This is a genomic window from Olivibacter domesticus, assembly GCF_900109575.1.
Lineage (GTDB): Bacteria > Bacteroidota > Bacteroidia > Sphingobacteriales > Sphingobacteriaceae > Olivibacter > Olivibacter domesticus.
Genome location: NZ_FOAF01000002.1, coordinates 87,518 through 110,889 on the forward strand (window position 1 = coordinate 87,518; position 23,372 = coordinate 110,889).

Genomic DNA, 23,372 nt, shown 5'->3' on the forward strand with positions numbered 1-23,372 from the left:
TATTTTTAAAAGCTCGCACGTAACATTAAACCAAAAGTTCTAGTAGCCGGGCTGGTTCCTGCGTTACTTACTTGATTAATCCAGTTTGACCCACCAGTCATTTGCTCTGGATCTAAATCCTTGATACTTCTGTATAGAAAGAACAGGTTACGTCCAAAAGCCGATATCTGTACATTTTTAGCTCCAAGTTTGGCAGCTAATGAAGTAGGAATTCTATAGCCCAATGAAAGTTCACGCATTTTGATATAATTGTTTTTCTGCACATACAGCTCATACCTCGAGCTAGAGTATTGTGGCCCTCCCCAATTATAGGTGTTGTTATAATAAACAGCTTGGGAAATAATGTTATTATTTGGCGTACCGTCTGAAAGCACTCCATCCATGAGCATTCCGTCATGATAAACAGTCTGACCATTTGGACCAACCGCTCCATCAAAAGCAATCCCTCTTCCACCATCCATGTAATAACTTAAACCGCCATGTTCTGCGTCCATATAATTCAAACTTTCTTCCGTTAAGCCTCTGCTAGTCATCCAGTTAATTCCGGTCGGCATCGCATGTCCTCCCCAACGGAAATCAATGAGCGCATCTAAAGTGAAGTTTTTATAAGTAAAGGTATTGATCAAACCACCAACTGCCTTTGGCATTGCATTTCCTGCTTTAATCCAGGTATCTGCATCCAACTGGTATAAACCATTGTCTTGGACGATCTTATTGCCATTTTCGTCGGTAGCAATCGGGTGAACCATGATATCTCCCATTGGCTGGCCTACTTTGGAAACCAGCTGAGCCGCTTGGCCGTCATAATCCCTATGCAATAATTCTGAAACCCCGCCGGGTAACTCTTCTACAATATTTTTATTCATGGAGAAGTTTAGGACTGCATTCCAACGAAAATTTTCAGATTGAATGGGCGCGCCGGTGATGGCAAATTCCCAACCCTTATTTCTCAACGCGCCCACGTTCGCAAATATAGAACTTGCTCCCATGGAAATAGGAAGTGTATAATTTAAGATCTGATCTTGGATCAAGCCGTTATAATAGGTGATATCAAAACCTAAACGGCTATCAAGCAAGCGCGTTTCCAAGCCAAACTCAACCTCTTTCTTTCGCTCTGGTTTAATATTCTCGTTGCCAAAATCGACTGTTGGAACGTTATTATAAATAACCGCCGCACCACCTTGCCTTTGAACACCTAAAGTTTGCTGCGTATAACTCAGTGCGCTCTTATAAATGTCTGGATAGTTACCTACAATCCCCCACGATCCCCTTAATTTAGCGTAACTGAATATTTCAGGAAGGTCAAACGCCTCACTCAAGACCAAACTTGAATTTACAGAGGGGTAATACAGTACATTATTGTCGGGATGCATCGTAGAAATACGTTCGCGACGTAATGTTCCCTCGACAAACCAATACTCCTTTAAATTGAAATTCAAGGTTCCAAACAAGGCATCTCTCAACATATTTCTCCGGTAATTGTATCTAGTGCTTCCGCCTATGGTATTATTGGAAGCATTTATATCAAACCAATCCCGAACACTTAATCCGCCAGCTGTTTCCCTCTGCACATAAGTATCCTGAGATTTTGTAGCCGTATACCCCCCCATAACCCCTAACTTTATATCTGGATTAATTTGTTTGCTGTAAGTAGCCAAAAGATCTACATAGTAGATATTTGCATTTTGGGAACCCAATCCAAAATATCCTGTAGTAGCATCATAAACTATTGGTTTTTCAGTTGGTTGTTTGTCCTCTGTTTTTAAAGAGGTTATATCCGCAGAAAATCGTGCACGAAGAGATAAGTCGCTAGTAACCTGATAAGTATTTGTAACAGAACCAATTAAACGGTTAGAATATTCATCATATTCCTTTGCTTTCGTATTCCAAATGTAATCTAACACATCTGTTTTATAGCCATTGTACCTTAAATTCTCTTCAGGTGTTAAACTTTGTACATTAGGGGCTTCCACAACATACTTATAACCCAAACTCGTTTTGTATTTATTCAAATACCATTCTGGATTATCAAAAGTAGAAATCATCCCGGTGAAGTTATTGATCATACGATCTGTTAAGAAAGGTCTATTATGCGTGTGTTGATTCACGTAATTGACAACAACATCGGTCGTTAACTTGTCCCATAATTTAAATGAGGTATTAAGATTCGCTATGTTCTTTTTATTATAGGAATCCAAGGAGGTCATTTCATTATCCTGACGCGTTAATGAAAAACGGGTATTTGAATTTTCTCCGGTATGACCCAAAGCGAGATTAAAGATCGTATTGTTTGGATTGTTAAAAAATTTGCTGTAGGCATTTTGCGCAACATATGGTCTTACTTGACCATCCCAAGAGATCACATCCTGCCCATCGAATTTCGGACCGAAATTCACGGTAGCAGGTAATAAGCCACGGGTAACACCGTTAATTGCCAGATCGTCACTATAATAATAAAACAGATCTTCCGCCTGATTGTCATTTTGGTACGCTGTGGTATAGCCGGGCCCCCTTACATCTTGAAACCTTGGTAAGTAAGCAATTCTGTCATTTGTATAGGTGGCGTTGAAATCAATTGAGTATCCTTTGCCTCCCTTACCAGATTTTGTGGTTACCAAAACCACACCATTCATTGCTTCTGATCCATATAAAGCTGCAGCCGAAGCACCTTTTAAAACACTGATGGATTCGATATCCTCAGGGTTCAAATCTTCCAATCCGTTACCTCTCGCCCGTTGGTCACCCCAATAGTCGGAGTTATTGAACGTTGTTTGACGCATAGGTACCCCATCAATGATTACCAAGGGTTGCGAATTTCCTGTAATGGAATTCGTACCGCGTATATTGATATTAATACCGGATGTTGCACCACCAGGAGCGGCTGAAATTCTTACACCGGGCGCTTTTCCGTATAGTGCACCTGCAAAGTTAGGAGAGCCTGTCTTTGTTAATTCTTTAGCACTCACCGTACTTGTAGCATATCCTAATGATTTAGCTTCTTTTTTGATACCCAATGAAGTTACTACTACTTCTTGCAAGGCATTTTCGTCAGTCTCCAAAGTTACCTTTAGAATAGACTGATTACCAACAGGGACATCCTTTACGACATAGCCTATCATCGAAAACGACAATGTTTCACCAGCGGAGGTTTGAATAGAAAACCTACCGTTAGCATCGGTAGAAGAAGCCCTGGTTGTACCTTTTACACGGACAGTTACACCAGGCAAAACTCCTTGTGCATCAGACACAATGCCTGATACCGTAGTTTGAGCAAAACTGCTGAAAGTTATTATACATAATAACACAACAGCAAATGCTTTTGAATATAATTCTTTCATGATTTGATTGGTTTGTTAAAATTTCATTAGATTGATTGTTGTCGATTGCTCGTTTATTTGTTAGGTCCTTTTTATTTTATATCATAGGCAGATCGTTTAAAATGAAATGATTTTTCCTTAGAAGAATCGCTGGGTCTTTTCCATTACAAGTGTTGCTGCACCCAATAACTCAGCGTCTTTATTTAATTTTGATGGTAGTATTACACATTGTTCGGCCAGCATCGGTATACTAAATTCATTTACTGCTTGTTGAATAGGTGCCATCAATATTTTTGAAGCAATGGCCCCCCTTCCACTGATTACCACACCCTGAGGATTCATAATATGGATAAGAGTAGCGATGCCTTTTCCAATTAAAAAGCCAGATTTTGACAATAGATTAATGGCGAGTTGATCACCCATATTTGCAGCTTTTAAGAGGACCTCCCCAGATATGCTTTCATCTTCCGCTAGCATTTCACTCATTTTAGAAGCAAATCCATTCAGGATCTCCTCTTGCGCCTTTCTTGTGAGTGTTAATAATGAAGCATCCACTTCCAAGCAGCCCCTTTTTCCACAGGAACAGAGTCCGTTGCTATCAGCTAATGGAATATGACTGAACTCTCCGGCAAAACCATTATGCCCTCGAAAAAGCTCGCCATTTACCACCATACCAAGACCTATTCCCCACCCTACATTCACTACCATAACATCGTGCATACCTTGCGCTACACCGAAATTTAACTCGGCTAATGCAACGGCACTAGAATCATTATCAATGAATACCGGAAGGCCGATTCTTTCGCTGATATGATGAGCTAAGTCTATATTTCCTAAACCATAGTATGTCTGGTTAACACCTTTTTCGGCATTTACAAAACCCGGCATTGCCATCCCTACTCCTAATAAATTTTCAAATGGAATTTCTATGCGTTGTAAATACTCGCTAACAAAGTCAACTAATTGATCTATTGACTTCGTGGTGTTTGTGAGACAGATCGGTTGTTCAACTGGCCCTGTAATAATCTCATTTTGTAGGTTAAACAAAGCAATTTGTGAAACCACCTGATCTATGGCAACTGCAACCATGTATTTTTCGCAGTTATTATTAAGTTGATATTCGTGCGCTCTCCTCCCCCCAGTTGACGGAGCAAGTTGATTATTTAGAATGAGCTGTTGCTCTCTTAAACCATTTATAACCCCTGTAATTAAAGGCAAACTTCTACCAGTTAATTTCCCCAAATCATTTATTGGTATAGGACCTTTATAATATAAATGCTTAAGGACCTCTAGCTTTAAAGCTTGTTGTTTGTTAGGCTTAGTTTCCACAATAATTTAGATTGATTACTCAAACATAATAACATTTTTACAAAAAACAACATACTTATTATTTTTTTAAAAAAAGTACATACACTTAAATCCAAAAAAGCCATTAAATATTTATCTGTGTAACAAAAACACAGATATTATAAAATCTTTTTATTTCCTATCTTTGCGCCTATTGTAACAAAAAGTAAAAAAGCAAGTAAATTAAATGGCACTTCAATGCGGCATTGTTGGTTTACCCAACGTAGGAAAATCCACTCTATTCAATTGTTTATCGAACGCTAAAGCGCAAGCGGCTAATTTCCCATTCTGTACAATTGAGCCCAATGTGGGAGTAATTTCAGTACCTGATGAAAGGCTAAATAAACTGGCCGAATTGGTTATTCCTCAACGTGTAGTTCCTAATACCATTGAAATTGTTGATATAGCGGGCCTTGTAAAAGGAGCGAGTAAAGGCGAAGGTTTAGGCAATCAATTTTTAGGTAATATACGTACTACAAATGCTATCATACATGTATTACGTTGTTTTGATGACGGCAATGTTATCCATGTAGATGGTTCTGTTGACCCCATTCGTGACAAAGAAATTATTGATACGGAATTACAACTTAAAGATTTGGATACAGTAATAAAACGTATCCAAAAAGTTGAAAAGATGGCTAAAACAGGTGGGGACAAAGACGCAAAAAAAACTTTTGAAATTCTTAGCATTGTTAAAACTCATCTAGAATCAGGTAAATCGGCACGTACTACCAATATTTCAGAAGAAGATTTTGAATTTATTGGTGACTTAAATTTGCTAACCGTAAAGCCGGTGTTATACGTTTGTAATGTAGATGAGGCGTCTGTGGTTGATGGTAATGCCTATGTGGAACGTGTACGTGACGCTGTTAAAGATGAAAATGCAGAGGTCTTAGTTATTTCTGCCCAAATTGAATCAGAAATCACCCAATTAGATAGTTATGAGGAACGTCAGTTATTTTTGGACGATCTCGGATTATCGGAATCTGGCGTTCATAAATTAATCCGCGCTGCTTATAAATTACTAGATCTGGCAACTTATTTTACTGCTGGTGTACAAGAAGTTAGGGCTTGGACAATAAATAAAGGATTTACAGCGCCACAGGCAGCTGGTGTCATACATACCGACTTTGAAAAGGGTTTTATTCGTGCTGAAGTAATAAAGTATAATGATTTTATTACTTATGGCTCAGAAAATGCTTGTAAAGAGGCCGGAAAACTGAATGTTGAGGGTAAGACCTATATAGTGGAAGACGGCGATATTATGCATTTTAGATTTAACGTTTAATTTCGTTGGAATCATAGTGAAAATAATAAGAGCTGTGCGATAATCGCACAGCTCTTATTATTTTATGTTCACCCGAAGGGATTGTTGGCGTCGCTCTTTGCCCGCACATAAGGCCGCCAAGAGAGCGTTCGAACCCCGCCTGCCCTGCTGTTCTCATCCCTTCTTATACACGAAAAGCCTCTCTCTCGAAAGGCTTTTTCTTTGTTCACCCGAAGGGATTCGAACCCCCATCATCAGAACCGGAATCTGACATTCTATCCATTGAACTACGGGTGAAAAATCTTCGGCAAACATAGATAAAATTGTTATTATTTGCAATCATAAAACCTTTTCAATATAACAGATCTTTATATACTCCTGAATGTTAAATGATTAGTACTACCATCTTGCAAAATTGTATAAAAGTTCAATTTTCGTTATGTTTGATAGTTCATTCAGTGTCTATATAAACTTTTGTTATGCTATACAATAGACCTAATCTCTTTTTTAAAAGATACAGCTCTTGGTCTCCGCTATTTATAAGGCTTGTGGCTGGCTTCCACTTAATATATGGTGTACTCGATAATGTGCTAAGCCGCGCACGAATGACCGAATTTATTCAATATTTAAATACGCACGGTGTACCCTATTCCATTGCTGCTTATTTATCGGTATATGCACAACTTATCTGCGGTGTCTGCTTTATATTAGGCTGTTTTCAACGCACTAGTGCCTTTGTAATGATCTTAAATTTCATTTTTGCCTTGATAATTGCTCATGTAGGTGATCGTTACGATAATTTATTTCCAGCTTTATTTATGCTCGCCTCATCGCTATCATTGTTCTTCAGTGGAGCAGGTAAGCTCTCACTCGATCAATACAGAATTAGACGATTTAGAAGCAAAAGGAAGTAGCTTTAACAGATAAATTAAGGGTTTTATCTATTAGCGTTAAGCATATCTACAATTATTTGCCGATACTATTCGCTGACATAAAAAATATAGTCGGTAGCAGGCAAAGTTGACAGCCCTGCTAATTTTAGCTGTTGCCCTATTTGTGCACGATGATGTGTACCGTGATTGATAAGGTGCGCGAGGATATCGTCCAAACGCTTGGAAAAAGAAGTTCCTTTGGAGTTCTGATAGCTCACAGATTTTTCAAAATCAGAATCGGTTAGTCCTTGCAGAAAATTTATCCAGTTAGTATGATTTCCAAGAGTAACTTCTCGCAGGTTCTGCAATGGCCATTCCGGCCATAGTGCATAGGTAATCGCTGATTCCTGTTTACATCGTTTGAACCATATTTGCTGAGCAGCTAAGAGGTGCGACATGAGTCCTTTTCCTGTTTTCATCTGCTCTTCATCAGTCAGAAGACTAATTAACTTCAGGTTCATTGATCTATCATAATCAAAAAGCTTTATAAAATAGTCCCTCATTTTTTTTAAAAGTGTTTTTTTAACATGTACAGCTGTTTTAGCGCGATTATCAAAAATGAAAATTACATCTATTTCTCATAGCATCAATCAAAAATTTCAGTTATTTTCATCCCAATAGCTGAATAATATAAAGTTGTCTTCCCTTCATATCCGGAATCCGTGCCTACCAATACCCAGATTTTCCCTTCTGCATCCGTTGTAACTAGAAATTCTCCCGCTCTCTCCAGCAACTTATATTCATATACATCACCACCATTAGCTACATTGCCAACCACTACCATATCTTCTCCATCTGTACAGCATTGGTTAATCTTATCAATATTCATTTGATAGAAATTATTTTCATCTGCACTCGCCAAGGGCTCCGTTATGCTGGCCCCTACACCTAATCCTACTGCTTCTCCTGGAGCTCCCCCTGCGCCCACTCCACCGCTCATAGCATCCGATGCAAGCTGAATTGTAAAGTTTATTTTATAGGTGGTTAACGGTTTAAATCCGGCCAATTGTTTTTTCAAATACATAAATAAATCATCGCTCCTATTCATTCCCGATAGCATATATGCTTGTTTTTTGCTATCCAAAGGCTCAGGAAGGTAAGACAATTCTTCTTTTAATTCATATATCTCAGCATTGTTCCCGCTATAATCGGAAAAACCGGCCACCCAATTATCTTCACCGGCGGAAAAATCTGTATAAAAAGAAAGTTCTGAAACACCTTCTTTTTTATCTTTTGAGCAGGCGTACATCAATAACAAAGGAAAAATTAAACTCATTAGCAATTTAAAATTCATAAAACAAAAAATTGGTTCATTAAGTTTAACGATCACCTATTAGAAATTGCTACAATTCGGTAATAGGTAGTTCCCTGCACAAATACAAATAGTTGAAATCGTTTGTTATTTAACTCTAAACAATCATCACAACCCTTAAAATAATATGGAAAATGATAAAAAAATTTAAGCATGAAATTGATCTAGAGAATTTACTATTTTAGTCGATACATTAAATCATTCATGCAATACTTATCGGCATCATGGAAAACATGCAAATAAATCGAGCGGCTTTAATTGAAAAATTTCCCGGGAAAGGAGGTTGGAGTTATATTATCATCACTGAAATTTCCCCTGATTTTCGCGACCGTTTCGGTCAAGTTAAAGTGAGTGGAACTATTGACCATTATATACTAGAAAATGCAACAGTAATGCCCTACGGCAATGGAAAGTTTTTTCTCCCATTAAATGCCAACATTCGCAAGCAGCTTCAAAAACAAGCTGGCGACACCGTCCTATTAAAAATTTATTTGAGCAGATCTTCAAAGATGGCTGAAACTGATCTGAAAGAAATTTTAGCGGATGAGCCTAATGCGCTTAGTTTCTATAAAGATTTGCCTGAAAATGAAAAAAGCCATTATCTTAAATGGATCAATGATACACAAAATGAAGAGACGCAGGTTGAACGTATTGCCAAGATTGTAAATGATTTATATGAACGAAGCCGTTATGAACGACCGATCAAAGCACAATAATTATTTAGAAAACTTTGAAAATATATTAGATGGATAAATATTCATTAATCTTGGAAAATATCAAAAGACACATTAAACTAACCCAAGACGAAGAGAGAAATTTTATTTCATTACTGAAGCCTATAGCTATTAAGAGAAAGGAATGGTTATTAGAAGCAGGCGAAATATGCAAATACTCTTGTTTTGTAACAAATGGGTGTTTAAGAGGCTATACCATTGATACAAATGGCTTTGAACATGTGCTAAGCTTTGCTCCAAAAAATTGGTGGATCGCGGATATGTATAGCTTAATAAGTCAGAAACCCGGAACGATATATATTCAAGCGCTTGAATCAACAGAAGTGCAAGCCTTATCCAAAACAGCACAAGAACGGCTTTATATAGAAATTCCAGCTTTTGAACGCTTTTTTAGAATTATCACAGAAAATTCACTTGTTTCCTTTCAACAGCGGTTGCTTGATAATTTAAGCTTGCCTGCTGAAGAAAGGTATCAAAATTTCTGTAAAAGATATCACGGTTTAACCGATATTTTACCAGCAAAACAGGTAGCATCCTACATTGGCGTAACACCCGAATTTTTGAGTAAGATGAAACATAAATTGCTTTATAACAGTAGATAGAATCTAATTCTCTAATCTATATTTCTTAACATACATTAAGTATAATACATAAGAGCTTCCATAACTTTGTGATAGAAAATTTAATAAAAGAAAATATTATGGCAACTAAATGGAAAATTGACACTGCACACAGTGAAATACAATTTAAGGTGAAACACTTAATGATTAGCACCGTAACAGGCAGCTTTAAATCTTTTGATTTGAAAGTTCTTACCGACGGCGACGACTTCAGCACTACATCTGACATCAAGTTTACTGCAGATGTTGAATCTATTGACACAAACAACGCACAACGAGATGGCCATTTAAAGTCTGCAGACTTCTTTGATGCCGAAAAATTTCCAAAAATAACATTTGAAAGTAATGGTTTCGTCAACGACAACAAATTGAATGGCACCCTTACAATAAAAGACATCACCAAACCATTTGTACTGGATGTTGAATATGGTGGGAATGTGGTGGACCCATATGGTCAAAACAAAGCGGGATTTACCATTGAAGGAAAAATAAGTCGTAAAGATTTTGGGCTAACCTGGAATGCTGTAACAGAAGCAGGAGCTGTAGTGGTAGGGAATGATATACGTATTAATGCAGAAATTCAGTTAATACAGCAAGCTTAAAATACATTATTTTTAGCACAACAACAGCCATTTGATCTTATATTGTTAGATGCGGACCTTAGTCAGGAAGAGGAAAATCAATTAATTAAGACCGATAACTTATTTGTCAAGAAAAATCATCTTCTATTCACCCAATTTTGTACCACATCATTTATGATATGGATATTTTTGCTATACAGTAAATTAAAATGTCTATTGAAAAAACTAGATGATATTTCCAATAATGTACTAACTTTGGCTTATTATGTATATAATAAAGGTAAGAGGAGTAGCGAAGATTCCAGACTACGTCCAGTTACGCGATGAAAATTTTACGTTATTGGCGTATTTCAGAGTTGACAGGCCAGACAAGTCATTGGAAAAAATAGGCTTAGCGGACAAGATGGAATATATTATGACATTAGTGCAAGAACTCCCCTTTGGACAAATAAAAAAAATAACCCTCTAGCATGATTACAAACACCGTTATCAAACTTAGAAACATAGATATTTATCAACAAAAACATTTAGTTCTTTCTAATGTCAATATACAGATTGATTCAGGCGAATTTGTCTTTATGATTGGTCAAACAGGTTCAGGTAAAAGTAGTTTACTTAAAGTTATATATGGTGATCTACCTGTATCAACTGGAGATGGCTTAGTTGCCGGCTTCGATTTAGGTAAGCTTCATGACCGGGACATCCCCTTTTTAAGACGAAAATTAGGAATCGTTTTTCAAGATTTTCATCTTCTTACAGATAGAACTGTTGAAAAGAATTTAGAATTTGTAATGCGTGCAACAGGGTGGAAAGATAAGAATCTGATTAGGGAGCGCATGTTTGATGTATTGGATAAAGTTGGCTTAAGATCAAAGTTAAAGAAAATGCCTCATGAACTGTCGGGTGGAGAGCAACAACGCGTTGTCATTGCGCGGGCTTTATTAAATGACCCTGAAGTAATTCTGGCGGATGAACCAACTGGAAATTTAGACCCTAATACTTCAGAAGAAATTGTGCTCTTGCTTAAGGAGATCAGCCGGGCAGGAACTGCCGTTTTAATGGCCACGCATGATTACCAGATCATCCGTAATATGCCGTCTCGTATTGTGCGGACGGAGTCTGGCCTGTTGCAAGACAATGTTTCCATATCTTAATAACAAGTTGAATTAAATTATTTAGCTGACAAGTTTTGAACCCTTACGTCATTATGTTAGTATAAAACGACAAATACTGACATCCTGACTGCTAATCATTGCTTGGCAACAAATTTGTTCGAGCATGATTATTTTGAATGCTTTTGAATTATGGAAGAACAAAACAAGAAGAACGAAAATCTTGAAGAAAATCAAAATCTCGAGAACAAAGATATTGCGGAAGAACTGGAATCCGTGAATGAGGCCCGTTTACACAATAAAGGTGAAATAGATAATTCTGATGAAACAGAAGATGTTAACCCAACCTTAAGTTTAGAAGAAAGACACAAACAGGAACTAGAAGAAGCTAATAATAAATATCTTCGTTTGTATGCAGAGTTCGATAATTATAAACGCCGCACATCGAAAGAACGTGTTGATTTATTGCAAACGGCAGGAAAAGATGTGATAGTTGATCTATTACCCGTTCTAGATGATCTTGAACGTGCACTTAAATCGATGGAAACTGCTCAGGAAGTCCCTATTGTAAAAGAAGGGGTTGACCTGGTATTTCAAAAACTTAAATCCTCTCTTACAAAAAAAGGATTGAAAGAAATGGAATCAATTGGCAAGGAGTTTAATGCGGACTTACAAGAAGCGATTACAAAAATACCCGCTCCTACTCAAGAATTAGTAGGAAAAGTGATTGATGAAGTGGAAAAAGGCTATTTCCTGAATGACAAAGTTTTGCGATATGCAAAAGTAGTGGTAGGGAGTGAATCATTATAAAAATGGCAAAAAGAGATTATTACGATATATTGGGTGTTTCGAAAAACGCTGAACAAGCAGAAATTAAGTCTGCCTACCGAAAACTTGCTATAAAATATCACCCCGATAAAAATCCGGATAATAAAGAAGCAGAAGAAAAATTCAAGGAAGCCGCAGAGGCGTACGAAGTACTAAGTAATGCTGAAAAACGTCAGCGTTACGATAGATTTGGACATGCTGGTAACAGCGCCAATGGAGGATTTGGAGGCGGTGGAATGAATATGGAAGACATATTCAGTAATTTTGGAGATATATTTGGAGGTGGCAATCCATTTGAAAGTTTCTTTGGCGGTGGCGGTCAATCAAGAGGGGGCAGACGTATTATAAAAGGTACTAATCTTCGAATTAAAGTTAAGCTTACACTTGAAGAAATTGCCAAAGGGGTTGAAAAAAAGATCAAAGTAAACAAATTAGTTGTTTGCAAAACTTGCGATGGTTCGGGCGCTAAAGATAAATCATCTACTTCTACCTGCCGTACATGCGGAGGTAGTGGTAGTGTTAGAAGAGTTACCAACACTATTCTGGGCCAGATGCAAACTACGAGCACTTGCCCGACTTGTAATGGAGAAGGGGTAGAAATCACTGCAAAATGTACAACCTGTCAGGGTGAAGGACTCGTTCGCGGTGAAGAAACGATCAGTATAAACATACCGGCTGGAGTAAGCGAGGGTATGCAATTATCCATGAGTGGTAAGGGGAATGCGGCTCCTCGCGGGGGCGTACCGGGTGACTTGATAATCCTAATAGAAGAAACTCCGCATGAAGTATTAAAGCGTGATGGAATCAATGTAATATATGATCTTTACATTAGCTTTGTTGATGCAGCATTAGGATCAAGTATTGAAATTCCAACTATAGATGGAAAAGCAAAGATTAAAATAGATCCAGGTACGCAGGGTGGCAAGATTCTCCGCTTAAAAGGGAAGGGTATTCCGGAAGTAAATTCCTATCATAAAGGAGATCAATTAATATATGTGAATGTATGGACACCTAAAGCACTCTCACAAAACGAAAGAGAACAGTTAGAAAATTTACGCGAATCTCCTAATTTTAAGCCTCAACCTGGCAAACATGAAAAGAGTTTTTTTGAACGCATAAAAGAGTTTTTCGAATAATAATTTTATTACGAGACATAAAAGAAAAAAGCACCAGGTGTAAAAAACCATGGTGCTTTTTTCTTTTATGCGCTGACTATTTGTCGGATGCTGACAAATTTAGACAAATAGTCAGATTCGTAATACACCGACAGGTGAAAAAGTTTTGTCAAAATTAAAACATATCGTCTTTAAATGAATAAGTTACAAAAAACAGCCATATAGATATATTTAAAGCCAGCTTTTATTTTATTCGATTAAATGATCAAAATAGATTTTTAATTTAACTTGGCATAAACATTGACTTAACAAATCAGATAGTCAAACAAAATATAGCTATCGATAAACGTTAACAAAATATATTAAACATGAGAAAATTATTCTTAACTCTTACAGCAGCTGTTGCTTTAACTTTCGCCGCAAATGCGCAGACCGAAAAAGGTAAATTATTTTTAGGGGGTTCCGTTGGTTATAATTATAACAAGGTTAACGGTACTGAACAATCAACACAAGGCTTCAATATCACACCAAGCATTGGTTACTTTATAAGTGATAATTTTGCTATTGGTACAAGTGTTGGTTATGGTTATAGTAAAGCGTCGGATGGAGATTTAGACAGAAAATATAATACCATTAATGTTGCACCATTTGCAAGGGCTTATAAAGGGAATGAGACCTTCAAATTTTTCGGTCAGCTTTCTGCTCCTATGTCTTGGGGAAATGTAAAAGAAAACGGCACAAAAACACAAACAGTGGCTCATTATGGTGCTCAGTTATCTCCAGGTATTGCATTTTTCCCACATAAAAATGTTGGTTTAGAATTAAGCGTACGTGGATTATATTATGGAAATGATAGAATTAAGGATGAAAATAGTGGTGCTAAATCAATTCAAAATTCTTTTGGATTAGCAAGTGATTTCTTTGCTCCTCAACTTGGCGTGCAATTTTATTTCTAACATTTTTACACATTAGACTAACAAAAGGGGTAAGTTATTTCAGCTTACCCCTTTTGCCATTTATAATAAGATTTGTAACAAAAATCTTTTAAGGGTATCTAAACTTGCAAATAACTGCGCATGTTAGAGATTAACAATATTGTAAAGCAATATGCCCAACACCGGGCTTTAGACGACATATCACTTTCTATAAAAAGAGGAACAATCTTTGGCTTATTAGGGCCTAATGGCGCAGGCAAAACTTCCCTTATTAGAATAATAACACAAATAACGGGTCCAGATAGTGGAAGTATTCTTTTTAATGGGGAACATCTGAATCCACAACATATAGAGAAAATAGGTTATTTGCCAGAAGAAAGAGGATTATATAAAAAGATGCAAATTGGTGATCAAATGCTTTATTTAGCTCAGTTAAAGGGTCTTTCGAAAGAAGAAGCAAAGCGAAGGATTAAGCACTGGTTTGAAAAAATGGAAATGCAAACGTGGTGGAACAAAAAGGTAGAAGATCTTAGCAAAGGGATGCAACAGAAAGTACAATTTGTGGCAACCGTTCTTCACCAACCTGAATTATTAATTCTTGATGAGCCTTTTTCGGGATTTGATCCGGTAAATGCGGATTTGATAAAAAGCGAAATTCTTGAGTTGCATAATAATGGAACAACAATAATTTTCTCAACACATAGAATGGAATCGGTTGAAGAATTATGCGACAACATCGCGTTAATTAATAAATCAAAGAAAATTCTGGATGGCTCTCTAGTTGAAATTAAAAATAGCTACCGTGAAAATAAATTCAAAATCGTCTATCATAGTCAAGAAGATTCAATTCCAATTAACTACGCTCTATTTATTGTCGAATATAACAAAAGGGTTGATCACACCACTACCCTATTCATTAAAATTTTGGAAGATAAAACCATCAATGAAATATTAAGCTATTTACTGGAAAAGGTGGAGATTCGACACGTTGAAGAAATTATTCCGTCTATTCACGATATTTTTGTCAAAGAAGTGACTACCAATCGTCTTAATTAGATTCTCATGAATAAAATACTACTTATTATCCAACGTGAATATTTAAGTCGGGTTAGAAAAAAATCATTCTTACTAACAACCTTTTTAGTGCCACTACTTTTTATTGGCATGTATGCTATTATCTTTTACGTCGCACTCAATAATCAAGAACCAACTACCCAGGTACAGGTTATTGACGATTCAGGCTTCATAATCAATGAACTAAAAGATACCGATCATTTAATATTTACCAAAGCTAATGGCTCAACGGGAACGGTTAAGAAGGATTTAGAAAAGGGCGAAAAAAACACCATTTTATTGCTTATCCCTCCCGATGTAGCGTCTTCACAAGTTGTTGAATTATACGATACAGAAAAAAAAGGCATAAGAACCATCAACGATATTGAAAACCAACTAAATGATATATTAAAATCTAAAGCATTGAAAGATGCTGGGATAGATACTAAAATTTTAAACAGCATAAAACCAGCTATTACCGTAAAGTCAAAAGAACTTACTGTTGAAGGAGAGAGAGATAGTAGTGTTGGGGCGGCTATTGGCGTAAGCTTTGGTCTTTCTATACTGATTTATTTATCACTTTTTCTTTACGGAAGCCAGGTAATGCGAGGCATTATTGAAGAAAAAAGTAATAGAATAGTTGAAGTGATTATATCATCAGTTAAACCTTTTCAATTAATGATGGGAAAAATCGTTGGTATAGGATTAGTAGGAGTTACCCAATTTGTGTTATGGATTGTTTTATCTGTTGGGATGCTTGGTGTTGCAGGAACAGTAATGATGGATAAAAATATTTCAACGGAAATCAGCGAAACGAAACACATGAGTGATACCAAAGACGATTATAAAACCCCAAGTGGTTCCCCTATTAATGGTTTAATTAAGAATATTAAAACCGTTGATTACCCTTATGTAATAAGTTCATTTTTGATTTATTTTATTGGGGGGTACTTGCTTTACAGTGCATTATTTGCGATGGTAGGTTCGGCAGTAGATAGTGAAACCGAAACCCAGCAATTTATGCTTCCCATCATTATGCCACTACTCTTTACCTATATGCTGTCTTTCTCTGTATTAATAAATAATCCCCATGGTTCTTTAGCTTTTTGGTTGAGCATGATTCCCTTTACTTCTCCCATCGGCATGTTAGTACGCATTCCATTTGGGGTGCCCACATGGCAATTGATACTATCAATCGTATTGTTAGTAATAGGTTTTGTTGGCACTACTTATGTAGCGGCAAGAGTTTATAGAGTAGGTATATTAATGTATGGAAAGAAAGCAAGTTATAAAGAGCTTTTCAAATGGTTTAAATACAAAGGATAGTCAAACTTATTTACCTAAAATTAGGAAAGTAAATAAAATTAGGGCAATTTTGCCAGCGTTTTAATGGTAAATAAATATATGAGCATAAACACTTTAGAAAAATTATCGATACTTAAAGAAAAAACAGCGGGAAAATACAAAGCACTGTTATACGATTGTGATGGCACATTAGCTGATAATATGCTTGCACACAAGCTATCATATAAAGAGGCTGCAGCCAAATATGGAATAGACCTTGACACAAATATTATTGACGAACTAGCTGGCTGGCCCACACTTTTAGTTGCTGAAGAGATAAGCAAAAGATATCAAACTTATTTACCTGATACTTTTTCAAAGGAAAAAACAGCCGTTTTTTTCGATAGATATATAGAAAGAACGGAGCCTATTGCTTTTGTGACAGAGCATTTAAAGAGCAATTTTGGTAAAGCACTTATTGGAGTTGTATCCGGAGGAAGCCGAAGGACTGTTCAAAAAACGCTATCCGTACTTGGTTTAACAGATTATATAGATGTGCTCATATGCGCTGGCGAAACCCCTAATGGAAAACCGTATCCTGATCCATTCTTGGCTGCAGCAAAAACGCTGGAAGTTGATCCCAGTGAGTGCATGGTTTTTGAAGATGGAGATCCTGGTGTTACCGCTGCCATAGCAGCTGGCATGGATTGGGTAAGGATTGATAAAATCTAGTAAGTAGTATCTTTATCATCAATATTTCTCTTGAAGATAAGCTTACAGACCTTCTAAACTCTTTGCGTATACACTCCCAAAGACGTTCATATCAACAATTAGTGAAAAGGCTATTGTATATACATTTATAAGCCTATATTCGTGCATGCGTTTTAAACAACCTAACGCAAGTATTTAACATTTTTTTGCATTTATTTAACAGTCATTTTAAGATATTTACTGCATGTTCAGGAGAATTAAAAATAAGTTTCTTCGCTATATTCTTATCTTCATATACTTTATCGTCATTTTTCTATGTTCGATAGAGTTGAATTTTTTAGGACTTTTTGGTTATTCTCCAACAGTTAAAGATATCGAAGCTCCCACATTGCATGTAGCATCAGAACTTTATACTGCGGATGGCAAACTAATTGGTCGTTACTTTAAGGAGAATAGATCACCAGTAGTTTACGATAGCATTTCTAAAAATATCGTAAATGCTTTAGTTGCAACGGAAGATATCAGATTTTTCCGTCATAGTGGTGTTGACTTTTTCGCCGTAGTGTCGAGTGTTGTTTCCACCGCAACCGGCGATAAGAGAGGCGGTAGCACTATCACACAGCAATTAGCAAAAAACTTATTCAGAACACGTTATAACCAGTCGTCTGGTATACTCGGAAAAATACCGGGTATGAGAATGCTTATCATCAAAATAAAGGAGTGGTATACTGCATTGAAATTAGAACGGAAATATAGTAAAGAGGATATTCTTACTATGTACCTTAATACCGTTTCTTTCGGCAATAACACATATGGTATAAAAACTGCTTCCAAACGTTACTTTAATCAAAACACAAATGACCTAACGGCTCCTCAGGCAGCTTTATTGATTGGCATGCTGAAGGCTACCACCTTATATAATCCGGTGCGTAATCCGGAGAAATCCATCCAAAGGCGCAATGTGGTATTGTCGCAGATGCAGAAGGCTAAATTTTTAAGTGCCGGGCAATACAAGGAATACATAAACTCACCTTTAAATTTGAGTCTCGGCACCATTGGGGAAGAGGGAAAGGAAGATTCCTATTTACGTGGAGCAGCCGAAAGAGCCATAGAAAAATGGTGTGAAGAAAATGGTTATGATCTCTATGAAGATGGCCTTAAGATCTATACAACAATAGATTCCCGGTTACAACAATATGCAGAAGAAGCTGCTTATGATCAAATGTCCATTTTACAAAACCGATTGGAAAAGACCTGGGGAAAAGAGGAGCCATGGCGAGATTCAAAAGGAGAAGTAATCGAAAACTTCTTAGAGAACCTTGCAAAAAAACTTCCTATTTATGAATTCTTAAGTAAAAAGTTTAATAAAAATATCGATAGTATAAATTTCCACTTGAATAAGCCAAAGCAAATGGAAGTTTTTACATGGGATGGAATGAAAAAAGTGGAACTCTCCACAATAGATTCCTTGGCACACTACGCCAAATTTCTAAATACCGGTATGATGGCTATGGATCCCTATACTTCTGAAATAAAAGTATGGGTGGGTGGCATAAATCACCATTATTACAAATATGACCATGTAAACCAGGCTAAAAGGCAGGCTGGATCAACATTTAAACCTTTCGCTTATCTCACGGCTTTGGAGCAAGGTATGTCACCTTGCGATAAATTTGTTGATAAGGCGGTTACGATTAATTATGTAGAAAAGGGCGAAAAAAAAACTTGGGAACCCAAAAATGCTGATTGGAAATTTACCGGCCTGAACATGTCTTTAAGATGGGCCATGGGTCGATCTATTAATTCTGTTACCGCGCAGGTTACTGAAAAAGTTGGCTGGGATAATGTAGTAAAAGCAGCGCATAAATGCGGCATTACCAGTCATTTAGCATCCGTTCCATCGGTAAGTTTAGGATCAAATGATGTAACAGTATTTGAAATGGTAAGTGCCTATTCAACCTTTCTAAATAAAGGGAATCACGCCAGCCCCATACTAGTAAAAAAAATCACCGATCAAGATGGTAAGGTGTTGATTGAGTACCACACAACACCTAAGCGTGTATTGAGCGAAGAGATTGCTTGGTTAATGACTTATATGCTCCGAGGCACTATGGAGGAACCTGGAGGTACTTCCCAGGCATTGTGGGAATGGGATTTATGGAAAAAGGGTAATCAAATTGGTGGAAAGACAGGTACATCCTCTGACTATGTTGATGGCTGGTATATGGGTATTACAAATAATTTAGTGACGGGTGTATGGGTTGGAAATGATGAGAGAAGTATACATTTCAAAAATTCGGCAACAGGAGAAGGGTCGCGTACCGCTCTTCCAATTTTTGCAAAATTCATGGAAAAACTCTATCATGACCCTAATAGCGGTTATACATATGCGCCTTTACCTGAGCCAACAGTAACGATAAGTAGAGAATATAAATGCCCTAGTCCTAGAATAGTTATTCCAGATAGTACGAAAACTGATAGTCTGGAAAGTGGTATATTACCTTTACTAAATCCGCTTCAGGACGATGAAGAAATGAACCGTATAAATGAACAACTTCAGCCAATCAAAAATTAAAGTTAAGCTCAGTCCGAAACGGTTTGCGTAAATAGTTCTTAAACATTATTTTAGTAATCAAATTGTACCTAAGCAATCGTATGAAACGAGTTACTTCTATTAAGAATATATTATTTGTCCTCATTTATACTTTATTTATTCTTTTTTATACACCTTCAAGTGTCTATGGCCAATATTTTGGCCAGAATAAAATGCGGTACAAAACGCTGGATTTTAAGGTGAAGGAAACCCCTCATTTTGATTTTTACACTTATCTTCAAAATGATAGCTTACTTAGCAGATTTGCCCAAGAAAGTGAACTTTGGTATGAGTTACACCAACAGGTATTTAGAGATACTTTTCTTCGCAAAAACCCGCTAATACTCTATAATAACCATCCCGACTTTCAGCAAACCACTGCGATTGGTGGACAGATAAGCATCGGGACGGGCGGGGTTACTGAAGGTCTGAAAAATCGTGTGGTAATGCCTATCATGCAAATTAACAATCAAACAAGGCATGTGTTGGGGCATGAGCTTGTGCACGCTTTCCAGTACCATAGTTTAATAGAAGGAGATTCAACTAAATTAGAAAATATTGGAAATTTACCACTATGGATGGTTGAAGGTATGGCCGAATATCTGTCGATCGGCAAAAAGGATGCATTTACAGCTATGTGGATGCGAGACGCTTACTTAAACAAGGATATACCAAGTTTGCGAGATTTGACAGAAAGCGGTAAATATTTCCCGTATCGATACGGCCAAGCCTTCTGGGCTTATGTTGGTTCTACTTATGGAGATACAGTAATTGTACCGTTCTTTAAAAATACTGCGAAATTTGGTTATCAAATGGCGATCAAGCAAACTTTTGGTTATGACGAACAAACGCTTTCAAATCTTTGGCGAACGAGTATAGAAAATGCATATAAACCCTTACTAATAGATACGGCTCAAGTTCCGCGGGGAAGGTTGATTATTGATAACAAAAATGGTGGTAACATGAATGTCTCCCCTACCATTTCACCCGACGGAAAATATGTAGCGTTTCTTTCAGAAAAAGATCTTTTTAGTATTGATCTCTTTTTGGCAGATGCGCAGACAGGGAAAATTATAAGAAAATTAAGTAGTCGGCAGAACAATTCACATATCGATGAATTTAGCTACATAGAAAGCGCAGGTGCTTTTTCTAACGATAGTAAAAAATTTGCATTTAGCGTTTTTAGCGGAGGGCGTACAAAGCTGATGATTCTAGACGTTGAAAAGGGGAAAATGTTATCGATTGAAAGTATGGACGATGTAGCTGAATTTTCGAATGTTACATGGTCTCCAAATGGTGAGGAAGTTGCCTTTTCAGGTTTAAAAAATGGGCATAGCGACTTATACATATATAATTTATCATCTAAAAAACTGGTACAGTTGACAGATGACATGTATTCGGATTATCATCCTAGCTTCTCTAGAGATGGCAAAAAATTGGTATTTAGTACTGATAGAATCAGTCTACAAAGCGGTTATGATGGTGTTGACATCCCCTTAGGTTTGGCAGTCATAGACATTGCCACTAAAAGTATAGAAAAAATAGATATTTTCCCTGGGGCAAACAATCTAAACCCACAGTTTTCTGCTGACGATAGTCAGATTTATTTTCTCTCAAATCGTGATGGATTTAGAAACATGTACCGCTATACAACTAAGGGTCATAAAATTGAAAAACTTACAGACTATTTTACTGGTATAAGTGGCATTACAGAATATTCACCTGCGCTAAGTGTCTCTGCTAATGACGACATCTTATACTCTTATTATCGCTCTCAAAAATATACCATATATAATGCAAAACCAACAGACTTCACTCCCACTGAGGTAACTAGTACAGATGTTAATTTTAATGCAGCCATGTTACCTCCGCCTCAATCGCTGGGAGTAGATATTATTAATAGCAATTTAAAAAATTATAATATCTTCCAGAGAATTGAAAAATCATTGATCAAACCAATTCCTTATAAGCCCAAGTTCCAGTTGGATTATTTACAGGGAAGTGGTGTAGGAGTTGCGGTTGGTAGCCGCTATGGGGCTGGTCTAGCAAGCGGTATTCAAGGTATATTTTCTGATATTTTAGGACGCAATCAATTATTTGCCGGCTTATCTATAAACGGAGAAATTTACGATTTTGGGGGGCAATTCGCCTATATTAATCAAAAAAGTAGAATTAATTGGGGAGGTTCTATTTCTCATATTCCCTTTATGTCAGGCTTAATGAGCTATGGCACTGAAGAGATAGACGGTACAACCTATCACGCAGAAAACACCGATATTATACGGACCTTTCAAACACAGATAGATGCTTTTGCTGCTTATCCTTTTTCAAGGGTTACACGTTTTGAAGTTGGGGCGGCCCTTGCTCGCTACAGCTATAGAATAGACCGGTTTTCTAATTATTATGAACAAAATACCGGGCATTTTGTAGGAAGTGACAGAAGAAAAATATCTAATGAAGAAGCTAGTCAAACTTACGGTGGAAACTTTAACTCATTCACTCTTCAACAAGTAAATGCTGCCTTAGTTGGTGATAATTCCTATTTTGGAGTAGCAGCTCCTTTAAGCGGGTATCGCTATAGATTATCTGCAGAAAAATATTTCGGAGATTTCAATTTTACTGCATATACAATCGACCTAAGAAAATATCATCGTATTAAGCCGATTTCTTTGGCTGCCCGTGCCTATACATATATGCGCGTGGGTAGCGGTGAAGATGGACTATACCCTTTATATGTTGGATATCCTTTCTTAATTAGAGGATACGAATCGGCCACTTTTTATGATAATCGTAATAATCGAACGGAGGGGTATAATTTAAATCAGTTAATGGGGTCTAGAATTGCAGTAGTAAATTTGGAAGCCAGATTACCCTTTACGGGACCAGAGAAATTAGCCGCTATTAAGTCTGGTCTTTTATTTTCGGATCTCAATATATTTTTTGATATGGGGTTAGCTTGGAGCGGTGGGGACAAGATCGCTTTTAAAAAAGATCCTGATATTATTGGTCAGATAACTAATCCAGATGGTTCAATGGTAGATGTGTACGAAAGAGTGCCGGCAATGAGCGCGGGTGTTTCCCTTCGTGTTAATATCTTTGGATATTTTGTATTAGAGCCATATTATGCGGTTCCTTTTAATCGCAAAGACCTAAAATTCGGAACCTTCGGGCTCAATTTTGCACCAGGATGGTAGTCGCATATTACAAAACTAGCCAATCAATTTTATCTTATATAATTTTGATTGGCTAGTTGAAATTGTATACCATCTCTCATTACAATCTGTTCCTTTCCTAATTTTAAACTTAAATCTACCCAGTCTTTATTAAGTAAACGGATTAATCTTTCTTTTTGTGATCTGGTAAAGATGCATAAGGTATTAAACCGAAGTAATGCTGCTTCGTCACAGGTAAATTCTTCGAAATATACTAATCTAGAAACCTTCGCCGTCGAGTCAAAAAATAATTGCTTATGTTCTTTATAAAAAGTCGTCGTTTTTAATAAATTGTCCGTTAATCCTACATGTAAGCATTTCCTATTACAGTCTGTCAAAATATACACAAATTGCTTCATAATAAATACACTAATATTTTTCGCTAATTAAAAATAAATTACTAACTTTATTGGCACAAT

General features: G+C 36.8%; 20 protein-coding genes and 1 tRNA gene. 15 read left to right on the forward strand and 6 right to left on the reverse strand.

The genetic code is table 11. From position 1 onward, the window contains the following. Positions 1-5: 5 nt before the first annotated feature. Entirely contained in the window at positions 6-3,338 is a 3,333-nt protein-coding gene (locus tag BMY50_RS11050; protein ID WP_093324021.1) for a SusC/RagA family TonB-linked outer membrane protein, read from the reverse strand. A 117-nt stretch (positions 3,339-3,455) separates the two neighbouring features. After that, complete coding sequence (locus BMY50_RS11055) at positions 3,456-4,646, reverse strand: ROK family protein (protein ID WP_093324025.1); 1,191 nt, start codon at positions 4,644-4,646, stop codon at positions 3,456-3,458. A gap of 205 nt (positions 4,647-4,851) precedes the next feature. On the opposite strand from BMY50_RS11055, the gene ychF reads away from it, so the two are divergent. Continuing rightward, entirely contained in the window at positions 4,852-5,952 is a 1,101-nt protein-coding gene (ychF, locus tag BMY50_RS11060) for a redox-regulated ATPase YchF (protein ID WP_093324028.1), read from the forward strand. A 204-nt stretch (positions 5,953-6,156) separates the two neighbouring features. Here the strand turns inward: ychF and BMY50_RS11065 are convergent. Next, positions 6,157-6,228, reverse strand: a tRNA-Arg gene (locus tag BMY50_RS11065). 182 nt (positions 6,229-6,410) lie between these two features. Here BMY50_RS11065 and BMY50_RS11070 point away from each other — a divergent pair. Next, the gene (locus BMY50_RS11070) at positions 6,411-6,845 is read left to right on the forward strand and encodes a DoxX family protein (RefSeq protein ID WP_093324033.1); all 435 of its coding nucleotides are present in this window, start codon (positions 6,411-6,413) and stop codon (positions 6,843-6,845) included. 65 nt (positions 6,846-6,910) lie between these two features. On the opposite strand, the gene BMY50_RS11075 is transcribed toward BMY50_RS11070, so the two are convergent. Next, entirely contained in the window at positions 6,911-7,366 is a 456-nt protein-coding gene (locus tag BMY50_RS11075) for a DinB family protein (RefSeq protein WP_093324036.1), read from the reverse strand. A gap of 83 nt (positions 7,367-7,449) precedes the next feature. Next, positions 7,450-8,139: a hypothetical protein gene (locus BMY50_RS11080; RefSeq protein ID WP_202907818.1), complete on the reverse strand. Its 690-nt coding sequence runs from the start codon at positions 8,137-8,139 to the stop codon at positions 7,450-7,452. A 260-nt stretch (positions 8,140-8,399) separates the two neighbouring features. Between BMY50_RS11080 and BMY50_RS11085 the strand changes: the two genes are divergently transcribed. The 13 genes from BMY50_RS11085 (at position 8,400) to BMY50_RS11145 (ending at position 22,935) form a co-directional block, all read left to right on the forward strand. After that, positions 8,400-8,891, forward strand: a complete 492-nt coding sequence (locus BMY50_RS11085; RefSeq protein ID WP_093324042.1) for a YdeI/OmpD-associated family protein — start codon at positions 8,400-8,402, stop codon at positions 8,889-8,891. A 29-nt stretch (positions 8,892-8,920) separates the two neighbouring features. After that, positions 8,921-9,511, forward strand: coding sequence for a Crp/Fnr family transcriptional regulator (locus tag BMY50_RS11090; RefSeq protein ID WP_093324046.1), 591 nt, complete (start codon positions 8,921-8,923; stop codon positions 9,509-9,511). Positions 9,512-9,609: 98 nt separating this feature from the next. Further along, positions 9,610-10,131 carry a YceI family protein gene (locus BMY50_RS11095; RefSeq protein ID WP_202907819.1) on the forward strand — a complete coding sequence of 174 codons (522 nt, stop codon included), beginning with the start codon at positions 9,610-9,612 and terminating at the stop codon, positions 10,129-10,131. Between the two features lie 244 nt (positions 10,132-10,375). After that, a complete protein-coding gene (locus BMY50_RS11100) occupies positions 10,376-10,579 on the forward strand; it encodes a fructose-6-phosphate aldolase (protein WP_093324051.1) in 204 nt (67 codons plus the stop codon). Position 10,580: 1 nt separating this feature from the next. Continuing rightward, positions 10,581-11,264, forward strand: coding sequence for a cell division ATP-binding protein FtsE (locus BMY50_RS11105; protein WP_093324054.1), 684 nt, complete (start codon positions 10,581-10,583; stop codon positions 11,262-11,264). 150 nt (positions 11,265-11,414) lie between these two features. Next, positions 11,415-12,032, forward strand: coding sequence for a nucleotide exchange factor GrpE (locus tag BMY50_RS11110; RefSeq protein ID WP_093324057.1), 618 nt, complete (start codon positions 11,415-11,417; stop codon positions 12,030-12,032). A gap of 2 nt (positions 12,033-12,034) precedes the next feature. Next, entirely contained in the window at positions 12,035-13,186 is a 1,152-nt protein-coding gene (gene dnaJ / locus BMY50_RS11115; protein WP_093324060.1) for a molecular chaperone DnaJ, read from the forward strand. 347 nt (positions 13,187-13,533) lie between these two features. Further along, a complete protein-coding gene (locus tag BMY50_RS11120; protein WP_093324063.1) occupies positions 13,534-14,121 on the forward strand; it encodes an outer membrane beta-barrel protein in 588 nt (195 codons plus the stop codon). A gap of 120 nt (positions 14,122-14,241) precedes the next feature. After that, the gene (locus BMY50_RS11125) at positions 14,242-15,156 is read left to right on the forward strand and encodes an ABC transporter ATP-binding protein (protein WP_093324066.1); all 915 of its coding nucleotides are present in this window, start codon (positions 14,242-14,244) and stop codon (positions 15,154-15,156) included. A 6-nt stretch (positions 15,157-15,162) separates the two neighbouring features. Then, a complete protein-coding gene (locus tag BMY50_RS11130; RefSeq protein WP_093324069.1) occupies positions 15,163-16,479 on the forward strand; it encodes an ABC transporter permease in 1,317 nt (438 codons plus the stop codon). Between the two features lie 78 nt (positions 16,480-16,557). Beyond that, positions 16,558-17,169: an HAD family hydrolase gene (locus tag BMY50_RS11135; RefSeq protein WP_093325710.1), complete on the forward strand. Its 612-nt coding sequence runs from the start codon at positions 16,558-16,560 to the stop codon at positions 17,167-17,169. A 223-nt stretch (positions 17,170-17,392) separates the two neighbouring features. Next, the gene (locus BMY50_RS11140; RefSeq protein ID WP_093324073.1) at positions 17,393-19,723 is read left to right on the forward strand and encodes a transglycosylase domain-containing protein; all 2,331 of its coding nucleotides are present in this window, start codon (positions 17,393-17,395) and stop codon (positions 19,721-19,723) included. An 80-nt stretch (positions 19,724-19,803) separates the two neighbouring features. Then, positions 19,804-22,935: a basic secretory protein-like protein gene (locus tag BMY50_RS11145; protein WP_093324076.1), complete on the forward strand. Its 3,132-nt coding sequence runs from the start codon at positions 19,804-19,806 to the stop codon at positions 22,933-22,935. Positions 22,936-22,964: 29 nt separating this feature from the next. Here the strand turns inward: BMY50_RS11145 and BMY50_RS11150 are convergent, their stop codons facing one another. Then, positions 22,965-23,312, reverse strand: a complete 348-nt coding sequence (locus BMY50_RS11150; RefSeq protein ID WP_093324080.1) for a GIY-YIG nuclease family protein — start codon at positions 23,310-23,312, stop codon at positions 22,965-22,967. Positions 23,313-23,372 lie beyond the last annotated feature (60 nt).

Excerpts from the sequence above, each read along its gene's own strand:
- BMY50_RS11050 (WP_093324021.1), bottom strand. The coding sequence starts at position 3,338 with ATGAAAGAATTATATTCAAAAGCATTTGCTGTTGTGTTATTATGTATA.
- ychF (WP_093324028.1), top strand. The coding sequence starts at position 4,852 with ATGGCACTTCAATGCGGCATTGTTGGTTTACCCAACGTAGGAAAATCC.
- BMY50_RS11070 (WP_093324033.1), top strand. The coding sequence starts at position 6,411 with ATGCTATACAATAGACCTAATCTCTTTTTTAAAAGATACAGCTCTTGG.
- BMY50_RS11075 (WP_093324036.1), bottom strand. The coding sequence starts at position 7,366 with ATGAGGGACTATTTTATAAAGCTTTTTGATTATGATAGATCAATGAAC.
- BMY50_RS11080 (WP_202907818.1), bottom strand. The coding sequence starts at position 8,139 with ATGAGTTTAATTTTTCCTTTGTTATTGATGTACGCCTGCTCAAAAGAT.
- BMY50_RS11085 (WP_093324042.1), top strand. The coding sequence starts at position 8,400 with ATGGAAAACATGCAAATAAATCGAGCGGCTTTAATTGAAAAATTTCCC.
- BMY50_RS11090 (WP_093324046.1), top strand. The coding sequence starts at position 8,921 with ATGGATAAATATTCATTAATCTTGGAAAATATCAAAAGACACATTAAA.
- BMY50_RS11095 (WP_202907819.1), top strand. The coding sequence starts at position 9,610 with ATGGCAACTAAATGGAAAATTGACACTGCACACAGTGAAATACAATTT.
- BMY50_RS11100 (WP_093324051.1), top strand. The coding sequence starts at position 10,376 with ATGTATATAATAAAGGTAAGAGGAGTAGCGAAGATTCCAGACTACGTC.
- BMY50_RS11105 (WP_093324054.1), top strand. The coding sequence starts at position 10,581 with ATGATTACAAACACCGTTATCAAACTTAGAAACATAGATATTTATCAA.
- BMY50_RS11110 (WP_093324057.1), top strand. The coding sequence starts at position 11,415 with ATGGAAGAACAAAACAAGAAGAACGAAAATCTTGAAGAAAATCAAAAT.
- dnaJ (WP_093324060.1), top strand. The coding sequence starts at position 12,035 with ATGGCAAAAAGAGATTATTACGATATATTGGGTGTTTCGAAAAACGCT.
- BMY50_RS11120 (WP_093324063.1), top strand. The coding sequence starts at position 13,534 with ATGAGAAAATTATTCTTAACTCTTACAGCAGCTGTTGCTTTAACTTTC.
- BMY50_RS11125 (WP_093324066.1), top strand. The coding sequence starts at position 14,242 with ATGTTAGAGATTAACAATATTGTAAAGCAATATGCCCAACACCGGGCT.
- BMY50_RS11130 (WP_093324069.1), top strand. The coding sequence starts at position 15,163 with ATGAATAAAATACTACTTATTATCCAACGTGAATATTTAAGTCGGGTT.
- BMY50_RS11135 (WP_093325710.1), top strand. The coding sequence starts at position 16,558 with ATGAGCATAAACACTTTAGAAAAATTATCGATACTTAAAGAAAAAACA.
- BMY50_RS11140 (WP_093324073.1), top strand. The coding sequence starts at position 17,393 with ATGTTCAGGAGAATTAAAAATAAGTTTCTTCGCTATATTCTTATCTTC.
- BMY50_RS11145 (WP_093324076.1), top strand. The coding sequence starts at position 19,804 with ATGAAACGAGTTACTTCTATTAAGAATATATTATTTGTCCTCATTTAT.
- BMY50_RS11150 (WP_093324080.1), bottom strand. The coding sequence starts at position 23,312 with ATGAAGCAATTTGTGTATATTTTGACAGACTGTAATAGGAAATGCTTA.